This window comes from Bacillus siamensis, assembly GCF_051628075.1.
Lineage (GTDB): Bacteria > Bacillota > Bacilli > Bacillales > Bacillaceae > Bacillus > Bacillus siamensis.
In genome coordinates, this window is sequence record NZ_CP155579.1 from 1318643 (window position 1) to 1337381 (window position 18739).

The 18739-nt window shown below is 46.3% G+C and carries 21 protein-coding genes and 2 riboswitches; of the genes, 15 read left to right on the plus strand and 6 right to left on the minus strand.

What is annotated here, in order from left to right; genetic code table 11:
- Nucleotides 1-43: 43 nt before the first annotated feature.
- The gene (locus tag ABDB98_RS07000) at nucleotides 44-823 is read right to left on the minus strand and encodes a carbon-nitrogen family hydrolase (RefSeq protein WP_438421768.1); all 780 of its coding nucleotides are present in this window, start codon (nucleotides 821-823) and stop codon (nucleotides 44-46) included.
- A gap of 92 nt (nucleotides 824-915) precedes the next feature.
- Here ABDB98_RS07000 and ABDB98_RS07005 point away from each other — a divergent pair, with 92 nt between their 5' ends.
- The 6 genes from ABDB98_RS07005 (at nucleotide 916) to ABDB98_RS07030 (ending at nucleotide 5918) form a co-directional block, all read left to right on the plus strand.
- Nucleotides 916-2112, plus strand: coding sequence for a pyridoxal phosphate-dependent aminotransferase (locus ABDB98_RS07005; RefSeq protein WP_438421769.1), 1197 nt, complete (start codon nucleotides 916-918; stop codon nucleotides 2110-2112).
- 36 nt (nucleotides 2113-2148) lie between these two features.
- A riboswitch (SAM riboswitch) is annotated at nucleotides 2149-2248 on the plus strand.
- A gap of 81 nt (nucleotides 2249-2329) precedes the next feature.
- Nucleotides 2330-3544, plus strand: coding sequence for a 2,3-diketo-5-methylthiopentyl-1-phosphate enolase (gene mtnW / locus ABDB98_RS07010; RefSeq protein WP_438421770.1), 1215 nt, complete (start codon nucleotides 2330-2332; stop codon nucleotides 3542-3544).
- A complete protein-coding gene (mtnX, locus tag ABDB98_RS07015; RefSeq protein WP_438421772.1) occupies nucleotides 3541-4245 on the plus strand; it encodes a 2-hydroxy-3-keto-5-methylthiopentenyl-1-phosphate phosphatase in 705 nt (234 codons plus the stop codon). Before mtnW ends, mtnX begins: the two co-directional genes overlap by 4 nt.
- Entirely contained in the window at nucleotides 4203-4832 is a 630-nt protein-coding gene (locus tag ABDB98_RS07020; RefSeq protein WP_060962945.1) for a methylthioribulose 1-phosphate dehydratase, read from the plus strand. The genes mtnX and ABDB98_RS07020 overlap by 43 nt, the downstream gene beginning before the upstream one ends.
- 15 nt (nucleotides 4833-4847) lie before the next feature.
- Nucleotides 4848-5387: a 1,2-dihydroxy-3-keto-5-methylthiopentene dioxygenase gene (locus ABDB98_RS07025; RefSeq protein ID WP_438421773.1), complete on the plus strand. Its 540-nt coding sequence runs from the start codon at nucleotides 4848-4850 to the stop codon at nucleotides 5385-5387.
- A 270-nt stretch (nucleotides 5388-5657) separates the two neighbouring features.
- Nucleotides 5658-5918 carry an aspartyl-phosphate phosphatase Spo0E family protein gene (locus tag ABDB98_RS07030; RefSeq protein WP_016936353.1) on the plus strand — a complete coding sequence of 87 codons (261 nt, stop codon included), beginning with the start codon at nucleotides 5658-5660 and terminating at the stop codon, nucleotides 5916-5918.
- A 208-nt stretch (nucleotides 5919-6126) separates the two neighbouring features.
- Here the strand turns inward: ABDB98_RS07030 and ABDB98_RS07035 are convergent, their stop codons facing one another.
- Nucleotides 6127-7644, minus strand: a complete 1518-nt coding sequence (locus ABDB98_RS07035) for an ATP-binding protein (RefSeq protein WP_438421775.1) — start codon at nucleotides 7642-7644, stop codon at nucleotides 6127-6129.
- A 199-nt stretch (nucleotides 7645-7843) separates the two neighbouring features.
- On the opposite strand from ABDB98_RS07035, the gene ABDB98_RS07040 reads away from it, so the two are divergent.
- Complete coding sequence (locus ABDB98_RS07040) at nucleotides 7844-8290, plus strand: MarR family winged helix-turn-helix transcriptional regulator (protein WP_016936351.1); 447 nt, start codon at nucleotides 7844-7846, stop codon at nucleotides 8288-8290.
- 35 nt (nucleotides 8291-8325) lie between these two features.
- Here ABDB98_RS07040 and motB read toward each other — a convergent pair whose 3' ends face one another.
- From motB to clpE, 3 genes are all read right to left on the minus strand, one after another.
- Nucleotides 8326-9111: a flagellar motor protein MotB gene (gene motB / locus ABDB98_RS07045; RefSeq protein ID WP_060962943.1), complete on the minus strand. Its 786-nt coding sequence runs from the start codon at nucleotides 9109-9111 to the stop codon at nucleotides 8326-8328.
- Entirely contained in the window at nucleotides 9083-9898 is an 816-nt protein-coding gene (motA, locus tag ABDB98_RS07050) for a flagellar motor stator protein MotA (protein ID WP_013352039.1), read from the minus strand. Before motA ends, motB begins: the two co-directional genes overlap by 29 nt.
- Before the next feature lie 166 nt (nucleotides 9899-10064).
- A complete protein-coding gene (gene clpE / locus ABDB98_RS07055) occupies nucleotides 10065-12161 on the minus strand; it encodes an ATP-dependent protease ATP-binding subunit ClpE (RefSeq protein WP_049628371.1) in 2097 nt (698 codons plus the stop codon).
- 347 nt (nucleotides 12162-12508) lie between these two features.
- Between clpE and ABDB98_RS07060 the strand changes: the two genes are divergently transcribed.
- From ABDB98_RS07060 to ABDB98_RS07090, 7 genes are all read left to right on the plus strand, one after another.
- Entirely contained in the window at nucleotides 12509-13555 is a 1047-nt protein-coding gene (locus ABDB98_RS07060) for a YkvI family membrane protein (protein ID WP_438421778.1), read from the plus strand.
- 89 nt (nucleotides 13556-13644) lie between these two features.
- Nucleotides 13645-14766, plus strand: a complete 1122-nt coding sequence (locus ABDB98_RS07065; RefSeq protein WP_438421779.1) for a hypothetical protein — start codon at nucleotides 13645-13647, stop codon at nucleotides 14764-14766.
- A gap of 110 nt (nucleotides 14767-14876) precedes the next feature.
- Nucleotides 14877-14921, plus strand: a riboswitch (PreQ1 riboswitch).
- A gap of 97 nt (nucleotides 14922-15018) precedes the next feature.
- Nucleotides 15019-15678 carry a 7-cyano-7-deazaguanine synthase QueC gene (gene queC, locus ABDB98_RS07070; RefSeq protein WP_003154679.1) on the plus strand — a complete coding sequence of 220 codons (660 nt, stop codon included), beginning with the start codon at nucleotides 15019-15021 and terminating at the stop codon, nucleotides 15676-15678.
- Nucleotides 15679-16119 carry a 6-carboxytetrahydropterin synthase QueD gene (queD, locus tag ABDB98_RS07075; RefSeq protein ID WP_016936345.1) on the plus strand — a complete coding sequence of 147 codons (441 nt, stop codon included), beginning with the start codon at nucleotides 15679-15681 and terminating at the stop codon, nucleotides 16117-16119.
- Nucleotides 16112-16843, plus strand: coding sequence for a 7-carboxy-7-deazaguanine synthase QueE (gene queE, locus ABDB98_RS07080; RefSeq protein ID WP_327814070.1), 732 nt, complete (start codon nucleotides 16112-16114; stop codon nucleotides 16841-16843). The genes queD and queE overlap by 8 nt, the downstream gene beginning before the upstream one ends.
- 18 nt (nucleotides 16844-16861) lie before the next feature.
- The gene (gene queF, locus ABDB98_RS07085; RefSeq protein ID WP_003154673.1) at nucleotides 16862-17356 is read left to right on the plus strand and encodes a preQ(1) synthase; all 495 of its coding nucleotides are present in this window, start codon (nucleotides 16862-16864) and stop codon (nucleotides 17354-17356) included.
- A 317-nt stretch (nucleotides 17357-17673) separates the two neighbouring features.
- Nucleotides 17674-17949 (plus strand): DUF3219 family protein, encoded by a 276-nt coding sequence (locus ABDB98_RS07090; RefSeq protein ID WP_045926888.1) that lies wholly within the window; start codon nucleotides 17674-17676, stop codon nucleotides 17947-17949.
- Between the two features lie 72 nt (nucleotides 17950-18021).
- On the opposite strand, the gene ABDB98_RS07095 is transcribed toward ABDB98_RS07090, so the two are convergent.
- Entirely contained in the window at nucleotides 18022-18207 is a 186-nt protein-coding gene (locus ABDB98_RS07095) for a YkvS family protein (RefSeq protein ID WP_003232446.1), read from the minus strand.
- A gap of 163 nt (nucleotides 18208-18370) precedes the next feature.
- Between ABDB98_RS07095 and ABDB98_RS07100 the strand changes: the two genes are divergently transcribed.
- Nucleotides 18371-18565: a hypothetical protein gene (locus tag ABDB98_RS07100; protein ID WP_012117423.1), complete on the plus strand. Its 195-nt coding sequence runs from the start codon at nucleotides 18371-18373 to the stop codon at nucleotides 18563-18565.
- Nucleotides 18566-18739: the final 174 nt, after the last annotated feature.

Here is an 18739-nt window from a genome sequence, read left to right on the forward strand (position 1 = left end):
TATTAGCAGGTGCCGGATATTCTTGTCAACATTTTTTTGAAAATTAATATAAATCACGCCGCAAATCTTTGAATACCGGGATGGTCTCGCGTATGGACGCGCTTTCTGAAACATCGATTTCCGCCCGGACTGCGCCTTCCGTCCGATCTCCTTCGGCTAAAATCCGGCCCCACGGGTCAATAATCAGGCTGTGGCCGGCAAATTCATTATCGGGATTTGACCCCGTGCAGTTAGAGGCCGCGACAAAACATTGGTTTTCAATGGCTCTGGCGACAAGCAGACTCCGCCAATGATCGAGGCGGGGCAGAGGCCATTCCGCAGAGATAAACAGGACATTCGCTCCTTGGGACGTATGCTTTCTGATCCATTCGGGGAACCGGATATCATAGCAGATCAGCCCGGCGCACTTGACACCGTCAAGCTCAAAGGAACCGTCACTGTTTCCTGCTGCCAGATACAGATGTTCGTCCATCAGCTGAAACAGATGGGCTTTCTGATACCGCTTCACGATCTGCCCGTTGTTATCTGCGATGTACATAGTGTTATAGACGTTTTCGCCTTCTTTGACCGCAAAAGATCCGGCAACGAGGTGTATGTTGTATGCTTTGGCCGTTTTTTTAAGCCATTGTTCCGAAACTTTGCCGTTTTCATCCGCCAGCTGGTCAAGCCGTGTGAGATCATAGCCGGTCGTCCACAGCTCAGGAAGCACGATGACATCAGCATGGCGGCTTTCTTGCTCGATTAAAGTTTCTGCTTTTTTGAAGTTTTCTGAAGGATTTCCGTATGAAATATCAAATTGCAAACAGGAAACGGTCCATTTCATTTTTTATACACCTCAAGTTTCTCTTTACTTTTTTTATTTAACCATATATGATGATGGACTATCATTTCAAGACATTTTTAGAAGGTGAAAATATGAACTTTGAAGTCTCAGATGTACTCAAACAGCTGCCGGAACAATTTTTTGCATCTTTGGTGCAAAAGGTCAATCAAAAGCTGAAAGAAGGCAAAGACATCATCAATTTAGGACAGGGAAACCCCGATCAGCCGACGCCTCAGCATATCGTTGAAGAAATGAAGCGCGCCGTCGAAAGGCCGGAAAATCATAAATACTCATCATTCCGGGGCGCTTACAGCTTCAAAAAAGCCGCGGCTGAATTTTATGAAAGGGAGTATGGGGTGACGCTTGATCCGGAAACGGAAGTAGCCGTGCTGTTCGGAGGCAAGGCGGGGCTTGTTGAGCTTCCGCAATGTCTTTTGAACCCGGGAGATACAATTCTTGTGCCTGATCCCGGATATCCTGACTACTGGTCGGGGGTCGCCCTTGCGAAAGCGAAAATGGAAATGATGCCGCTGACTGAAGATAGAGGGTTTCTCCCCGATTACAGCGCAATTCCTGAAAAGGTGCAGAACGAGGCGAAGCTGCTGTATCTCAATTATCCGAATAATCCGACCGGTGCTGTGGCAACAAAGGCGTTTTTCGAGGAGACGGTCAGCTTTGCGGAACAAAACGGCATTTGTGTCGTTCATGATTTCGCATACGGGGCCGTCGGTTTTGACGGGCATAAACCGCTGAGCTTTTTGCAGACAGAAGGCGCAAAAGAAACGGGGATTGAAATCTATACTTTGTCCAAAACGTATAACATGGCGGGCTGGCGGGTCGGATTTGCCGTCGGAAACGCGTCTGTCATCGAAGCGATCAACCTTTATCAAGATCATATGTTTGTCAGCCTGTTTCCCGCGGCGCAGCAGGCGGCAGCCGCCGCTCTTTTGGCGGATCAGACGTGCGTCGCAGCGCAAAATGACAGATATGAGTCGAGACGCAATGCCTGGATTGCAGCCTGCCGTGATATCGGCTGGGATGTGACGGCTCCGGCGGGTTCCTTTTTTGCATGGCTTCCGGTGCCGGACGGTTATACGTCGCAGTCGTTTTCAGATCTGCTTTTGGAAAAAGCGGATGTCGCGGTCGCAGCCGGAAACGGGTTCGGAAAATGGGGAGAAGGCTATATAAGAGTCGGTCTTCTGACAAGTGAAGAAAGACTTAAAGAAGCTGCGGAACGGATCGGGAAGCTGAATCTTTTCACCCGAAAAAGCATTGACATATCAGGATAACAATGCGATAATTCAAAATACTTTATAAAATCATTATTCTTATCAAGAGCAGGCAGAGGGACGAGCCCGATGAAGCCCGGCAACCGACTGATAAAGCACGGTGCTAATTCTTGCAGCAGGAGCTGAGAGATAAGATTCGGACATAACACGAAGCCTCTTTCTGCTCATAAGGAAGAGGCTTTTTTATGTTTTGCGAAAGAAAGAGAGGCGTTCACGCATGAGCGAAGTATTGGCAACATATCTTCTGACGGACACAACGGACAGTGAAAAGCGGGCGGAACAGATTGCGGCGGGGCTGACGGTAGGCTCCTGGACGGATCTGCCCCTGGTGAAACAGGAACAGCTCAGAAAGCATAAAGGCCGGGTCGTGAAAGTTGAGGATAAAGAAGGGGCCAAAGAAAACGAAACACAATCCATCATCACCATCGCCTATCCTGAGGCGAACTTTTCAAAAGATATACCGGCCGTCCTGACGACGGTATTCGGAAAGCTGTCACTGGACGGAAAAATAAAATTGACTGATCTTGAATTTTCCGAAGGGTTTAAACGTTCCCTTCCCGGGCCGAAATTCGGTATATACGGCATTCGCAAACTGCTGGGCGAATTTGAAAGACCGCTTCTGATGAGCATCTTTAAAGGCGTGATCGGACGTGATCTTGCCGACATTAAAGAGCAGCTCAGACAACAGGCGCTCGGCGGCGTGGATCTTATTAAAGATGACGAAATTTTCTTTGAAAATGAACTGGCTCCGTTTGAAACCCGCATTATCGAAGGAAAACAAGTCCTGAAGGAAACGCGGGAGGAGACGGGGCATAACACGCTGTACGCCGTAAACCTGACGGGGAGGACTTCTGAATTGCGGGATAAAGCGAGACGCGCGGCAGAACTCGGGGCAGACGCCCTCTTACTGAATGTGTTCGCCTACGGCTTAGACGTCATGCAAAGCCTTGCTGAAGACAGGGAAATCCCGCTTCCGATTATGGCGCACCCGGCGGTCAGCGGCGCGTTTACATCATCTCCCGTTTACGGTTTATCGCACGCCCTTTTGCTCGGCAAGCTGAACCGCTATTGCGGCGCCGATTTCAGCTTATTCCCGTCACCATACGGATCCGTCGCTCTTCCGAAGGAGTCCGCACTTGCGATCCATCATGAATGTGTAAAAGACGACGTCTTTCACCCGACGTTTGCCGTCCCGTCAGCAGGCATTCATCCCGGCATGGTGCCATTGCTGATGCGTGATTTCGGTATTGATCACATCATCAATGCAGGCGGAGGCATTCACGGCCATCCGAAAGGAGCCGAGGGCGGCGGAAGAGCGTTCCGCGCCATCATTGATGCGGTGCTTGAAGCACAGCCGATTGAAGAAAAAGCCGCGTCGTGCAAAGATCTTCAGCTCGCATTAGACAAATGGGGAAAGGCGGAAACCGTATGACCCGCACACCGCTGATTATTTGTGATTTCGACGGAACTGTCACCATGAACGACAACATTGTCAGCATGATGAAAAAATTCGCGCCACCTGAGTGGCTTGAATTAAAAGACGGTGTTCTGTCTAAAAGCATATCAATTCAGGAAGGAGTCGGCCGGATGTTCGGGCTGCTGCCGAGCAGCTTAAAAGAAGAGCTGACTGACTTTATTCTGAAGGATGCGAAAATACGGGACGGCTTTTTGGATTTTGTTTCGTTTGTCCGGTCAAACGATCTCCCGTTTTACATCGTAAGCGGAGGGATGGACTTTTTTGTGCATCCGCTTTTAGAAGGCATCGTAGAAAAAGAGCGGATCTTTTGCAATCATGCATCCTTTGACAATGAATATATTCATATCAATTGGCCGCACGCTTGTGACGAAGCCTGCACGAATCAGTGCGGCTGCTGCAAACCGTCCGTCATCCGGAAGCTATCCGACCGGCAGAAATTTCTCATTATGATCGGTGATTCGGTGACGGATGTCGAGGCTGCAAAGTTATCCGATATGTGTTTTGCGAGAGATTATCTTTTGACTGAATGCAAAGAGCTTGGTCTTCGGCATCAGCCTTTTCAAGATTTTCATGAAGTGAAAACAGGCATCGAAAATATCGGGGAGGTGCAGGCATGGCTGCAAAAGAAGAACGCTGGCGCGAACTTGCCGAAGTAAAGCGCGAGCTGGCTGAAAGAGACTGGTTCCCGGCTACAAGCGGGAATCTTTCCATCAAAGTATCCGACGGGCCGCTGACGTTTCTCGTTACGGCAAGCGGAAAAGACAAACGAAAAGAAACAGACGAAGATTTTCTCTTAGTCGATGAGAACGGGGAGCCCGCTGAGACCGGCCATTCCTTAAAACCCTCGGCAGAAACGCTTCTCCATACGTACTTATACCAAAAGACAGACGCGGGCTGCTGTCTGCATGTCCATACCGTTAATAATAATGTCATCTCAGAGCTCTACGGGGATGAAAAACAGATCACCTTTCAGGGGCAGGAGATTATTAAGGCGCTCGGATTGTGGGAGGAAAACGCGTCGGTGACCGTTCCGATCATTGACAATCCGGCGCACATCCCGGCATTGGCCGAAAGCTTTGCGCGCCATGCAGACGCCGGATCAGGCGCGGTATTAATCCGCAACCACGGCATTACGGCATGGGGGCGGACCGCGTTTGAGGCGAAAAGGGTGCTGGAAGCCTATGAATTTTTATTCAGCTGTCACATCAAGCTTCTGTCACTTCGGCCGCAGCTTGTAAAATAAAAGGAGGAATGCAAAATGGCGACAATCAGAATTCATGACGAAAAGAATACGATCATTGAACATCAGGAACAAGTAGCGCGCTTTTTAGACGAACAAGAGGTGATCTATGAGCAGTGGAACATTGAAAAACTTCCGCCTGAGCTTTCGGAGAAATACGATCTAACCGAAGATGAAAAAAACCGGATTCTCACGGTGTTTGAGAAGGAGATTCAGGATATTTCAGCCCGGCGCGGCTATCGGTCTCAGGATGTCATTTCTTTATCAGATACAACACCCAATCTTGATGAGCTGTTGAAAAATTTTCAAAGAGAACATCACCACACGGATGATGAAGTCCGCTTTATCGTCAGCGGGCACGGCATCTTCGTCATTCAGGGCAAAGACGGCACTTTTTTTGATGTCCGTTTAAATCCGGGGGATTTGATTTCGGTTCCGGAGAACATCCGCCACTACTTTACGCTTCAGGAGGACCGCCGGGTCGTCGCAATCCGAATCTTCGTGACGACTGAAGGATGGGTGCCGATTTATGAAAATGAAAGTGTGCAAAACGGATAGATGTCCGAACCTCTCATGCGGTCAGCCGCATGAGAGGTTTTTTATTGTAATATAAAATCTCTGTTTTTTTATGCATTAAATGGGCGCATTTTGTTTATATCATTACCTGAATGGGTATTATTCTCGTAATCATAGTAAAGATTCCAATATGAAATGAAAAATTAAGTTATTTAGTAAAAAAATGTTTACAAATAAAGTATAATCTGTAATAATGCTCAATAACCCAATCAAACTTGTTTCCTATTCTTTTAGCGGTGAGGGGTGAAGTGAATGGGCAGTTATTCTGAACAAGAAAAATTGCTAGTATCTATTGATGAAAAGAGAAAAATGATGATAGATGCGGCTAACAGGCAGGGATTTACGGGATATGACACGATCAGACACAGCCAGGAACTGGACAGTCTGATGAACGCGTATCAGCAGCTGATAAACCGTGAGCGCACACATCACCAAGGAATACAGGGCCTTGTGAAGAAAATAGGCTTGTTCTCCCGCGGTGACGTCATGCCTGCATATGAAGCAAACAAATGATTGATGATAAACAGATAACGAAGACTGAATGCGCTTCATGATCAACCGCCGCATCTAAAAAGATGACCGCGTACAGTCAGCGGGCTTTTCCGCTGGCACAGCTCACGAAGCGCCTCGTATCTATCTGCCGGCTATGATGCCGTTCCCCTGTATATCCTCTTACACATATTCTTCTTATATAAAAAACACCCTGTTTCAGGGTGTTTTTTCATCGTGAAGCGGCAGGGAGGGTAATGGTGACCTCTGTACCTTTATCGACTTCACTTTGAATGTCAATCGAACCGCCGTACATCAGCACGATCCGTTTACATACGACAAGACCGAGGCCGGTGCCTTTTTCCTTTGATGTGACAAACGGAAGGAAAATGTGCTCAAGCATATCTTCAGAAATACCCATTCCGTTGTCGGCCACCTTAATGACCGCTTTATCGTCGAGGGCCTCTAAATAGATGGACAGCCTGCCGCCTTCCTGCATTGATTCGAGCGCGTTTTTCGCGACATTTAAGATCACCTGTTTAATATGGTCTTTCGTGCAGTTGACCTTGAGCGGCCGATTGACGAGAATCTCCACATTCACTTCCACATTATAAAGATTCCCTTCCGAATAAATAATCGGCATAATCTCATCAAGAATATCCTGCAGCGAGTTCACTTCCAATCGTTCCGCGGTCGGTTTGCCGAGCACTAAAAACTCACTGACTATCTGATTGATCCGTTTAACCTCTTGCTCAATAATTGAGAAATACAGCTGATCTTCCTCCGTTTTATATTTTTTCTGCAAAAGCTGAATGAAGCCGCTGATCCCTGTAAGCGGGTTGCGTATTTCATGAGCGGTGCTTGCGGCAAGCGTTCCGATCAGCTCCAATTTTTGCGCCTCGTTTTGAGCGCGCTCCAGCTCGGTCTTGCGCTTAAGCAGATAATATTGAACGAGGATGAACAGAATATTCAGCAGCACGGCAATACTGGACATCGGCAGCAGCACGCTTTTGGTCAGCTCGTTCAGCTCTACCGGTTTCGGGTAGACATTGATGTTCCAATTAATATCATCCAGATAGCCGCTGACCGGTTTCACGCCTTCTGACTGATCTGCCCGTCCGCTGGCAAATATCACTTTATCCTCATGGGTTGCCTTGACATAAACGTCGGGGCTCAGCATATTGATCATATTTCTCAAATAATCGACTTGTATGGCGGCCACTAAATAATCCGTGACCTCCCGGTTTGCGTCTAACACTGGCACGCAGATCGTAAAGATGCGCTGGCCTGTAATTCTGCTGGAGTAGTCGTTTGTGATGACCGTTTTTTTCGTCTTTTTTGCCTTCGTAAAATACGGTCTGTCGGCCAAATTCACCTTTGTTTTCAGATCGGTCGTGCTTGCGATGACGTCACCTTTGGAATTCAGCATATACAATCCGCTGAATCTTGGTTCATCCTCAAAAGCCTGAGTGAGGATCTCATTTATCTTTTCTTCATTGACAGGCTTATCGACAGCGATCGCAAGTGTTGTCATCCGGGCTTTTGTTTCACCGATTAAATAATTGAGCTTATTGCGGTGAAGATTGAGCATCATACTGGCTTCCTGTATGTGTTTATCGGCTATTTTCTGCTTTTCTTTTTCATATATGAAAAAGCTGATAATAAGTGCCGGGATGATCACCAATAAGAGATAAAGTTTGATCTTTCCCCGGGCACCTTTAAATGTATTCACTCTGCATCGCTCCAACATTACACTTGAATAGAGGTATTATATCATTGTTTATACTTCTTTAATAAGAAAAAATAACCAAAATGCTATAAAAACAAATTATTTTATTAAGGTCCCTCAAAAAGAAGAGAAATTTTGGAAACATTTTTGTTGACATTTTTCATTTTGTTTATTAATGTTTCTCTGTAACGGTTTCTTTTGTAAAAGGATGATTGAATGTATGACGGATAAAACAGAAAACTCATTGAAATTATTTATTGTACTGTCGCGTGCGTACCGGTCCATAAACGACCATATGAATAAACATATTCATAAGCACGGCCTGAATCCGACGGAATTTGCTGTGCTTGAGCTGCTGTATCATAAAGGCAACCAGCCGCTGCAGCAGATCGGCGACAAAATTTTATTAGCGAGCGGAAGTATTACATACGTTGTTGACAAATTAGAGAAAAAAGAACTTCTCATCAGAAAAGCCTCGCCGACTGACAGGAGGGTGACTTTCGCACAGATTTCCGAAAAGGGAATCCGTCTTTTGGACGATATTTTCCCTGATCATGCAGCCGAAATTAAAGAAATGATCAGTGTGCTGAGTGATGAAGAGATAGAAATGTGTACGGAAATGCTGAAAAGAGTGGGATTAAACGCTAAACATTTTCATCAGAAATAAAAAAGGAAGCCATTTGAAAGGCTTCCTTTTTTATATTACTGATTTTCGTCAGGGGCGGCGTTTCGCGGCTGTATCAATACTTCGACACGCCTGTTCTTGCTGCGTCCTTCCGCGGTTTTGTTCGACGCAGCCGGCTTATACTCGCCGAAACCTTTGGCGCTGAATACTTTTGCGTCAAGTTTCGGGTTTTCTGTAAGAATAGCCATGAAGTTGACGGCACGCATGACGCTTAAATGCCAGTTTGATTGAAATTGCGAGTTTTTAATCGGCACATTGTCCGTATGCCCGCTGATGATAATGTTTCTTGGCGGATTCAGCACAAGGAGATTCGAGATTTCCTTCGCAAGCGGAATATCTTCCTGGCGGATATCCGCCCGTCCTGAGTCAAAAAAGATACTGTCTTTAATGGTAATTAAGAGGCCTTCTTTTGTCAGCTTTGTTTCCAGCTGATGTTCAAGCTTTTTGTTTTTTATAAATTGTTTGACTTGCTTTTGCACACCTTCAAGCTCTTCGCGGTCGGCTGCTTCTCTTTCTTTCTTTTTCTGTTCTTTATCTTTTTCCTTGTCTTTTTTTAACTGGTCAACACCGTCTTTTTCATTTTCGGGAGGGGTGACGCTTGAATATTCAAGGACCCCCGTGCCTCCTGTAAAAACGGCGTTAAATGATTTAGACAGCATTTGGAATTTCGCCGCGTCGACAGAACTCATGGCGAACAATACAATGAACAGAGCCAAAAGAAGGGTGAGAAGGTCCGCGTACGGGATCAGCCAAGACTCATCCACATGCTCGTCATCATGCTTCTTCTTCTTTTTTCTCGCCATTGTTTGCCTCTCCTTCTTGTTCAATGACTTTTGCTCGTTCGTTCGCAGGGAGATACATGAGAAGTTTTTGTTCGATCACTTTCGGCGCCTGTCCTTCAAGCACCGACAGAACGCCTTCAATCATGATTTCACGCAGTTTGACTTCCTGTTTTGATTTACGTTTCAGCTTGTTGGCGAAAGGATGCCATAGTACATATCCCGTAAAGATTCCGAGAAGGGTGGCGACAAACGCCGCACTGATGGCATGTCCGAGCGCCTCGGTATTGTTCATATTGGAAAGAGCGGCGATAAGGCCGATGACCGCACCCAAAACGCCGAGTGTCGGCGCATATGTGCCGGCTTGGGTAAAGATAGCCGCGCCGGCCTGGTGTCTGTCCTCCATCGCTTCAACTTCCTCAGTCATAATATCTCTGATAAATTCTGCGCTTTGTCCGTCAACCGCCATGCTCAGTCCGTTTTTCAAAAACGCGTCATCCACGTCTTCGATGCTTGCTTCCAATGCGAGCAGACCTTCCCGTCTGGCGATTTGCGCCCATTGAGAGAACATGGGAATTAATTGCGCAATGGTCAGCTGTTTGTTTTCTTTAAACAGCACTTTAAAAAGGGCAGGCACTTTTTTGATTTCTTTTCCGGGGAATGCGATGATCACCGCAGAAATCGTACCGAACAAAATAATCAGAATAGCTGCCGGGTTAGCGAGTGCGCTTAAGCTGACCCCTTTCAGCACCATGCCCACGCTTAAAGCAATCAGGGCGAGGATGATACCGATAATCGATGTTTTATCCATAGTTTTCACCAAATCCTTTATACTAGCTTTCTATGGTTAATATCGGTGGCAGTGGATGGAACTTTAGGGTGAATGCGAAATTGTTGCCGAATTCTTCACAGTTTCTGCCCTCCGGCATGGAAAAAGATACAAAAAAGCGGCTCCCCAGACAGGGAACCGCTTTTTCTTATTGTGCACGGACTTTGATGCCGTCTTCTTCCATTACGACATGGAAGGCTTTTATTTCATTGTCATCCAATAAGAGATCTGTCATTTCGTCTTCGATCAATTCCTGGATGGTTCTTCTGAGCGGGCGTGCTCCGAAAGCAGGGTGATAGCCGATTTCAGCGATTTTTTCTTTTGCATCATCGGTGACGCTCAGGCTGATGCCGCGCTCTTTTAATGTGTCTTCAAGCTCTGCGAGAAGCAGGCTGACGATTTTCACGAGATGTTCTTTTTTCAGGGATTGGAATTCAATAATGCTGTCAAACCGGTTTAAAAACTCCGGTTTGAAGAACGCGCTCAGTGAATCAATCAGCGTTTGTTCTTCCATGACGCTTTCTTCAGATTGGAATCCGACCTTTGCTTGTTTTTCGCCGGTTCCCGCGTTGCTTGTCATAATCAGAACGGTATCTTTGAAGCTGACCGTTCTGCCTTGGCTGTCTGTCAGACGGCCGTCCTCCATAATCTGCAGGAACATATGCTGGACGTCGGGGTGCGCTTTTTCAATCTCATCCAGCAGCACGATGCTGTACGGGTTGCGTCGCACTTTTTCCGTTAATTGCCCGGCTTCATCATGTCCGACATATCCCGGCGGTGAACCGATGATTTTAGAAACGGCGTGTTTTTCCATGTATTCACTCATATCGAGCCGGATGATAGAATCTTTTGTGCCGAACAGTTCATCTGCGAGTGTTTTTGATAACTCGGTTTTTCCGACCCCGGTCGGTCCGACAAAGAGGAAGGAGCCGACAGGTCTGTTTTTTGATTTTAAGCCGGCGCGGCTTCGTCTGACCGCTTTCGCCACTTTTTTCACGGCTTTTTCCTGACCGATGACGCGCTCATGAAGGCGTTCTTCAAGTTCCTTCATTTTGACTTGTTCATCAGCCTGGAGCTTTCCGACCGGAATGCCTGTTTTCTGTTCAATGATGGCTTGAATATGCTCCGCCCCGATTTCTGAAGAAGCGGCCGGTGTTTCATGCGCCAGCTGCTTTTCCAACGCCGCTTCTTCATCGCGCAGTTTCGCGGCAAGCTCATAATTTTCTTCCTGAAGCGCTTTTGTTTTCTCCGCGTCAATTGCTTTGAGTCTCTCAGCCGCATCTTCTTCATTTACGGTATCAAGCTCCAGGTTTGCCTTAGAACCGGCTTCATCTAACAAGTCGATCGCTTTATCCGGCAGATGGCGGTCCTGAATGTAGCGGGAAGAAAGTGTAACACACGCTTTGATCGCTTCATCGCTGAATGTGACGCCGTGGTATTTCTCGTATTTATCTTTAATGCCTTCAAGAATGCTGATGGCTTGTTCGATAGAAGGCTCATGAACCATGACAGGCTGGAAGCGTCTTTCAAGCGCTGCATCTTTTTCAATCTGGCGGTACTCTTTCAGCGTTGTCGCCCCGATGACCTGCAGTTCGCCTCTGGCCAGCGCCGGTTTCAGGATGTTTCCGGCATCCATTGATCCCTCGGCAGAGCCGGCGCCTACGAGAAGGTGAATCTCGTCAATGAACAAAATGACGTTTTTCCGCTCTTTTAATTCGTTCATTAATTGTTTCATTCTTTCTTCAAACTGGCCTCTGATTCCTGTGTTGGCGACGAGGGAAGCGACATCAAGCAGATAAAGTTCTTTGTTTTTCAGTTTGTTCGGCACATCGCCTTCAGCGATTTTAAGCGCCAAACCTTCTGCAATAGCCGTTTTGCCGACACCGGGTTCACCGATAAGCACAGGGTTGTTTTTATTCCGGCGGTTCAAAATTTCAATTACGCGCGCCACCTCATCATCGCGTCCGATCACAGGGTCAATCAGACCTGCTTTTGCGCCGTTTGTGACGTTTTGAGCGAGCTCATCGAGCAGACCTTTTTTACGGCTGTCCTGCTGTTTATTTTGACCGGGAGCGAAGCCTTGCTCAAACGGGAATCCGAAAGATTGCGGACCCATGCTCATAGCCGGTTTGCGGGTTAATTCTGTATAACATGTTTCACATAAAACGAATTGTCTTTGAATGGAATTGACTTGCATGTTCAGGCGAATCGTCGCCTCGTTTTTCTGACAGTGTTGACAACGCATTTGCCAAAACCTCCTTGTTTGATCTTCTTTGACCAAATGAATTAGAAAATAAGGTCTTAACTTTGACCTTCTTTGATTAATAGTATACTCTGACCTTCTTTGACTTTCAAGTGTTTTGTTTTAAACCGTGAAAAATCAAAGTTTACAGCATGAGAAGCGGCATTTGAAATGTTTGACCTTTCTTGATGAAGAGTATACGCTGGTCCTTTTTTTCTTTCAATATTTTTGCTTAAAGGGGAGAGCTGAATTCGTTTTTGGGGAAGGATGATTTGTTCTTCTTTTCAGGCGACTTGTCTCATATGCTGATAAAAAGGCCTGGACAAATCTGCGCTTAGCCGGAGGGTGAAATGGGACAAAGAAAAGGTTCTGCAAGTCAGCTTGCATTCGTATACGTAGGAACGGTTGTAGGAGCCGGTTTTGCCACGGGACGGGAAATCGTTGAATTTTTTCTGAGGTTTGGCTGGATCGGTCTGTTCGGTATTATGGTAAGCGGCCTGATGTTTATCTATTTAGGCGCCAAAATCATGATTATATCCAAACGGATTCATGCATCATCTTATCAGGAATTGAACACATATTTATTCGGCCGGTCCATCGGACGCGCCGTGAACATATTTATGATGTTTATCTTGCTTGGAGTAACCTCCGTCATGCTGTCCGGAGCGGGAGCGCTGTTTCATGAACAGCTTGGCTGGCCTGCACAAGCGGGGATCCTTCTGACGATCGTCCTGAGTTTTGCTGTCATGACAAGCGGCGTAAAAGGTGTGTTCGGCGTCAATGTATTGGTTGTGCCGCTTTTAATTTCCTTCTCTTTTATCGTTGCCGCTGATTCTTTTGTATTTACAAGTGTGAGAAATGCGGACGAATGGGTATGGCCTGACAAGTGGAATTGGGTTTTGTCCGCCGTCTCTTACGGCGCGTTAAATTTATCACTCGCCCAAGCTGTTCTTGTGCCGCTTGCGAATGAAATGTCATCAGAGAAAGTGATCAGAAGGGGGGCTTATTTAGGCGGCGCTCTTTTGACACTGGTGCTTGCCGCGAGCTTCTTATCATTATCGGTGCTGCCGGATGTGCTGGAGTTTGACATTCCGATGGCTCAAGTAGTGTATTTGTATTCGCGCTCGCTTCATATCATCTATTTGTTTATTATTTTCGGGGAAGTGTTTACGTCGGTTATCGGCAATTTATATGGATTGGAAAAACAATTAAACAGTTTTCTTCATACAAAAAGTACATATATTTACGGCGGCATTTTGGTGTTTGCGTTTATTGTCAGTCAAATCGGCTACGGACAGCTGATTTCCACCGTTTATCCGGTGTTTGGATATGTGAGTCTGGCCTTTATCGGCGCATTGGTTTGCAAAAAAGTCCCGAAAGAAAAACAACGTAAATAATGAAAACGTCTGTATTTTTTGGGAATTCCCCTTCTTTTTTCCTGTCACTTCTGTATAATGAATTGGGAAATGATGGGGAGGAGTAAGAGATGAAAGAGCGACGTGTATTATTGGGATTTATTTTTATCTGTATCGGCATTGCGTTTTTTTTACAGAAGGCGGGGGTTATACATATTTCCGCCGGTTCGGCGTGGCCGTTTCTTTTCATTATAATGTCCGCGGGGTTTCACGCCGGATTTGTTTTTTCGAAAAAAACGCCTGAACAGACGGGACTGCTCGTTCCCGGCGGTCTTTTTCTTGTGCTGGGCTGTCTGTTTTGTTTTGAGACGGCAACAGGATGGGCGTATTCAGGCGTGACGTGGCCTGTTTATATATGGGCGCCTGCTCTCGGTCTGTTTGAACTGTGGTATTTCGGCGGGAGAAAGATCGGCGTATTGATTCCTGCTTTGATTTTGGCAGGGACGGGTGTCCTATGCTTTGCCGGTATGCTGTTGACAGGGCTGTGGCCGCTTTTGATCATTGCAGTAGCGCTTCTGTTTCACGCCGCAGCCTTCATGCAGCCAAAAAAAAGAACGGGCCTTCTCATTCCGGGCGGAACATTGCTTGTGATCGGCGGGTTATTATGGTTTGAAACGCTGACAGACTGGACATACGCAAATATGACATCGCCTGTCTACCTCTTTGCCGTCGCGTTCGGCCTGTTTGAAGCCTGGCTGTTCGGCAGAAAGCAAAGGGGGCTATTGGCTGCTGCTGCGATTCTTTGCGTAATGGGGATTTTCGGCATATTCACCAATGTAAATGAAGTCATCAGCGAACGCGGCTGGCCCGCGCTCATTCTTTTGCTTGCCGCCGCTTTTCACATTCCGATTTTCGGTCCGAAGCCGGTCAAAAACGCAGGACTTCTCGTACCGGGCGGCATTTTATTGGTTACGGGGATCTTGTTTGTTTTTGAAACGGCGACCCATTGGGCCTATTCCGGTGTGACATGGCCTGTTTACCTGTTGGCGGCGGCATTCGGTTTATTTGAACTGTGGCTGTTCGGCGGGAAACAAAAGGCGCTGCTCATACCGGTTGCGGTTCTGACCTTGACCGCGCTATGCTTTACGCTGATGTATCAGCCGATCATCCCGGTTTCTGTTTTCTGGCCTGCCTTATTTGTGCTGATCGGGATTGCACTGGTGGCATTTCCGAAAAAGAAAAGCCGGGCTTAAATCGGTCTTTGCAGCCTGACACAAGTTTCAGGCTGTTTTTTTTATTGTCAGGGGAAACGGCATTATGGTATGATAGCAAAAGTGAAAAAAAGAAGAAAATCCGTACTGATGCGGGAGAGGTTCTAGCTACACCCTCTATAAAAAACTAAGGACGAGCTGTATCCTTGGATACGGTTTTTTTTATGTTTTTTAGGGCGCCTTCTCCGAGAAAGGCGCTTTTTTTATTGAATGATAGATAAGGGAGAGAAAGACATGAAAAAAGAAAAAGCGGTTGTAGTGTTCAGCGGAGGCCAAGACAGCACGACGTGTTTATTATGGGCTTTGCAAAACTTTGAAGAAGTAGAAACCGTTACATTCCATTACAATCAGCGTCATCAAGAAGAAATTGATGTAGCTAAATCGATTGCCGAAAAGCTCGGTGTCAAAAATCATCTGCTTGATATGTCTCTTTTAAACCAGCTTGCGCCAAACGCGCTGACACGGGATGATATCGAAATTGAAGCGAAGGACGGGGAACTGCCGACAACATTTGTGCCGGGTCGCAACCTCGTATTTTTATCCTTTGCATCGATTCTTGCATATCAAATCGGCGCACGCCACATCATCACCGGTGTATGCGAAACTGATTTCAGCGGCTACCCGGACTGCCGGGACGAGTTTGTCAAGTCCTGCAATGTCACCGTCAACTTGGCGATGGAAAAGCCGTTCGTCATTCATACGCCGCTTATGTGGCTGAACAAAGCGGAAACATGGAAACTTGCTGATGAGCTCGGCGCGCTTGATTTTGTAAAGAATAACACATTGACTTGCTATAACGGCATCATTGCGGACGGATGCGGAGAATGCCCGGCATGTCTGCTTCGCAATAAAGGATATGATGAATATATGAAAATGAAAGGGGAGCGGAACTAATTGCTTTCTCAAATTTACCCGCAGGTTCAGCATCCTTATTCGTTTGAGCTGAATAAGGACATGCACATTTCAGCAGCGCACTTTATTCCCCGTGAAAGTGCCGGAGCGTGCAGCAGAGTCCACGGCCACACGTATACAGTAAATATTACAGTTGCAGGGGATGAACTGGATGATTCAGGCTTTCTCGTGAATTTCAGCGTGCTGAAGAAATTGGTGCACGGCGCTTACGATCATACATTGCTGAATGACCATGATGAATTTTCTGATGATGACCGATATTCGCTGCCGACAACCGAAGTCGTAGCCAAAACGATTTATGATAAAGTTCAGTCCTACCTTGAAACACTGGAGAATCAGCCGGTCTGCGTCCAGGTTTTTGTCAGGGAAACCCCGACAAGCTATTGCGTATACCGCCCGAAAAAAGGTGATTTGAATGGCTAAAGGAATCCCGGTTTTAGAAATTTTCGGACCGACGATACAAGGAGAGGGCATGGTCATCGGCCAGAAAACCATGTTCGTCCGCACGGCGGGCTGCGACTACTCCTGCAGCTGGTGCGACTCCGCCTTTACATGGGACGGCTCAGCCAAAAAAGATATCCGCTGGATGACGGCGGAAGACATTTACCGCGAGCTGAGAGAAATCGGCGGAGACGCCTTTTCCCATGTTACCATCTCAGGAGGAAACCCGGCGCTGTTAAAGCAGCTTGACGCGCTGATTCTGCTGCTGAAAGAGCATGGTGTGCGCGCCGCTTTAGAAACGCAGGGAACGGTCTATCAGGATTGGTTCACAATGATTAACGACTTGACGATTTCACCGAAGCCGCCGAGTTCAGGGATGACAACCGACTTTGCAAAGCTCGATCACATCGTGTCCTCGCTTGATGCGGCTGAAAGGCTTAGCGCAGTCAGCTTAAAGGTCGTCATTTTTAATGATGAAGATCTGCAATTCGCGAAAACTGTGCATAAGCGGTATCCGAATATCCCGTTTTATCTTCAGGTCGGAAACGATAATGTCCACACGACGGATGACCGGGCATTAATTACGCATCTGCTCGAAAAATATGAAAAACTCGTTGATAAGGTTTCTGCCGATTCGGATCTGAATCTCGTCAGAGTCCTGCCTCAGCTTCATACATTGCTTTGGGGCAATAAACGGGGAGTTTAATAGAAAGGGAGAATTTACATGACAAGAAAAGAATCAGAATTAGAAGGAGTTACACTTCTGGGGAATCAAGGGACAAACTATTTATTTGAATATGCGCCGGAGGTTTTGGAATCATTCCCGAATAAACACGTGAACCGTGATTATTTCGTTAAATTCAACTGCCCGGAATTTACGTCGCTTTGCCCGAAAACGGGACAGCCGGATTTTGCAACCATCTACATCAGCTATATTCCGGACGAAAAAATGGTGGAAAGCAAATCGTTAAAGCTGTATCTTTTCAGCTTCCGCAACCACGGAGACTTCCACGAGGACTGCATGAACATCATCATGAATGACTTGATCGAATTAATGGACCCCCGCTACATTGAAGTATGGGGCAAATTCACGCCAAGAGGCGGAATCTCCATTGACCCGTATACAAACTACGGCAGACCGGGAACAAAATATGAAAAAATGGCTGAACATCGGATGATGAATCATGATATGTATCCGGAGACGATTGACAACCGTTAATGTTCCAGGCGCAGCCTAAATACCCCCGCCTTTTAAGCGGGGGTATTTTTCGTCTGTGGCGCGCCGACGTATTCGGGAACTTGTATAATAAAAAAAGAAATCATCTGGAGAAAAGAAAAAGACGAGTAAACCCGGGGGGAGTGTACTCGCCGCTTCATTACGTGACGGGTGCTGGATGGCAGCTCGTCTGTTTCATTATAAAATAGGGAACGTATGTTTGTAAAGGCCTGCGCCGTTTTTTTCTTATCCGGAGCGGATCAATTGTAAATGAATGGTCAGCATGATAGCATGTCCTGTAAAAAGAAGGAGTGTTTGTCATGGAGCCGTTAGAGTTAAACGGTGTAAGGCTTGAAATGTATGACTGTAAAGAAAGTGCGGGAAAAAACGGCCGCGTCATCTCATTTATACTGAAGGTGACCTCTGAAACGTATCATGACATTGCCGTCCTTTTGTATGAAAAAACATTTGAAATTAAGGCGCCCGATCGGGGTCTTGAATTCCGCGGCAAAATAACCAACTACCATACATCCATCACAAATCTTTACAATAAAGATGAGACCGGAGATTTTTTCGTTGAAATGACGGAAATCTGAAACATTTGAAAAAGCTGCCGGGCGGCAGCTTTTGTGCGGGATATGTAAATGGTTCGGATTGTTCAGTGGGGGTTAATAGGAGTCTCTGATGATTTTATAATTTTTATGGTTGACGACAGTGAGGGAATCTAATTCAAGATCACGATAATTATCCATGATGGTTACATCAACGATGACGGAGTTTTCATTTACCTTTTCAACAACACCGGTTAATCCGTTTTTAAATTCAATGACGTTTCCAACCTTAGCAATTTTCACGAGCTTCCTCTCCTTTATCATAAATCCTGTTTGAAAATATTTTGCAGTATTTTCTTTAAGAAGTAAAGCGATATGGGTATCGGCCTGCTCAATCATTGTCCCTGCGGGGGAAAGATGGTATATTGATTTTCGGGAAAAAGCCGAGAAAAGGAGGCTGTGTTCGTTGCTGCCTGAAGAAATATCAGAACGTATCAACCAAATGCGCACCGGTGAAATCAAAGAATTCAGGGTGCAGAAAGAACATTTTCTTGCATTTCGAGCAGTTTTATCGAAGCAGGAAGATTTTAAGCATTTCCGCGGTATTGCACAGCAGGGCGGAGATGTTGTTTTCCAGTATTTAGAACAGCCAAGAAGCTGACGGCTCCTCGCATATGAGGAGTCTTTTTTTGTTTTCGCTGCTCATTTCATCTGCCTGTAACAGATGTAAACAAAATGTAAAATCCCTCCGATGGATACTTTTACTGCAATTTGGTTAATGTTGTGAAAATGACGGCCGTTTTTCTGCCAATAATAAGGCCGTTAACGAACTTCT

Coding starts and splice junctions, on each gene's coding strand:
- ABDB98_RS07000 (WP_438421768.1), bottom strand. CDS start 823: ATGAAATGGACCGTTTCCTGTTTGCAATTTGATATTTCATACGGAAAT.
- ABDB98_RS07005 (WP_438421769.1), top strand. CDS start 916: ATGAACTTTGAAGTCTCAGATGTACTCAAACAGCTGCCGGAACAATTT.
- mtnW (WP_438421770.1), top strand. CDS start 2,330: ATGAGCGAAGTATTGGCAACATATCTTCTGACGGACACAACGGACAGT.
- mtnX (WP_438421772.1), top strand. CDS start 3,541: ATGACCCGCACACCGCTGATTATTTGTGATTTCGACGGAACTGTCACC.
- ABDB98_RS07020 (WP_060962945.1), top strand. CDS start 4,203: ATGGCTGCAAAAGAAGAACGCTGGCGCGAACTTGCCGAAGTAAAGCGC.
- ABDB98_RS07025 (WP_438421773.1), top strand. CDS start 4,848: ATGGCGACAATCAGAATTCATGACGAAAAGAATACGATCATTGAACAT.
- ABDB98_RS07030 (WP_016936353.1), top strand. CDS start 5,658: ATGGGCAGTTATTCTGAACAAGAAAAATTGCTAGTATCTATTGATGAA.
- ABDB98_RS07035 (WP_438421775.1), bottom strand. CDS start 7,644: ATGTTGGAGCGATGCAGAGTGAATACATTTAAAGGTGCCCGGGGAAAG.
- ABDB98_RS07040 (WP_016936351.1), top strand. CDS start 7,844: ATGACGGATAAAACAGAAAACTCATTGAAATTATTTATTGTACTGTCG.
- motB (WP_060962943.1), bottom strand. CDS start 9,111: ATGGCGAGAAAAAAGAAGAAGAAGCATGATGACGAGCATGTGGATGAG.
- motA (WP_013352039.1), bottom strand. CDS start 9,898: ATGGATAAAACATCGATTATCGGTATCATCCTCGCCCTGATTGCTTTA.
- clpE (WP_049628371.1), bottom strand. CDS start 12,161: ATGCGTTGTCAACACTGTCAGAAAAACGAGGCGACGATTCGCCTGAAC.
- ABDB98_RS07060 (WP_438421778.1), top strand. CDS start 12,509: ATGGGACAAAGAAAAGGTTCTGCAAGTCAGCTTGCATTCGTATACGTA.
- ABDB98_RS07065 (WP_438421779.1), top strand. CDS start 13,645: ATGAAAGAGCGACGTGTATTATTGGGATTTATTTTTATCTGTATCGGC.
- queC (WP_003154679.1), top strand. CDS start 15,019: ATGAAAAAAGAAAAAGCGGTTGTAGTGTTCAGCGGAGGCCAAGACAGC.
- queE (WP_327814070.1), top strand. CDS start 16,112: ATGGCTAAAGGAATCCCGGTTTTAGAAATTTTCGGACCGACGATACAA.
- queF (WP_003154673.1), top strand. CDS start 16,862: ATGACAAGAAAAGAATCAGAATTAGAAGGAGTTACACTTCTGGGGAAT.
- ABDB98_RS07090 (WP_045926888.1), top strand. CDS start 17,674: ATGGAGCCGTTAGAGTTAAACGGTGTAAGGCTTGAAATGTATGACTGT.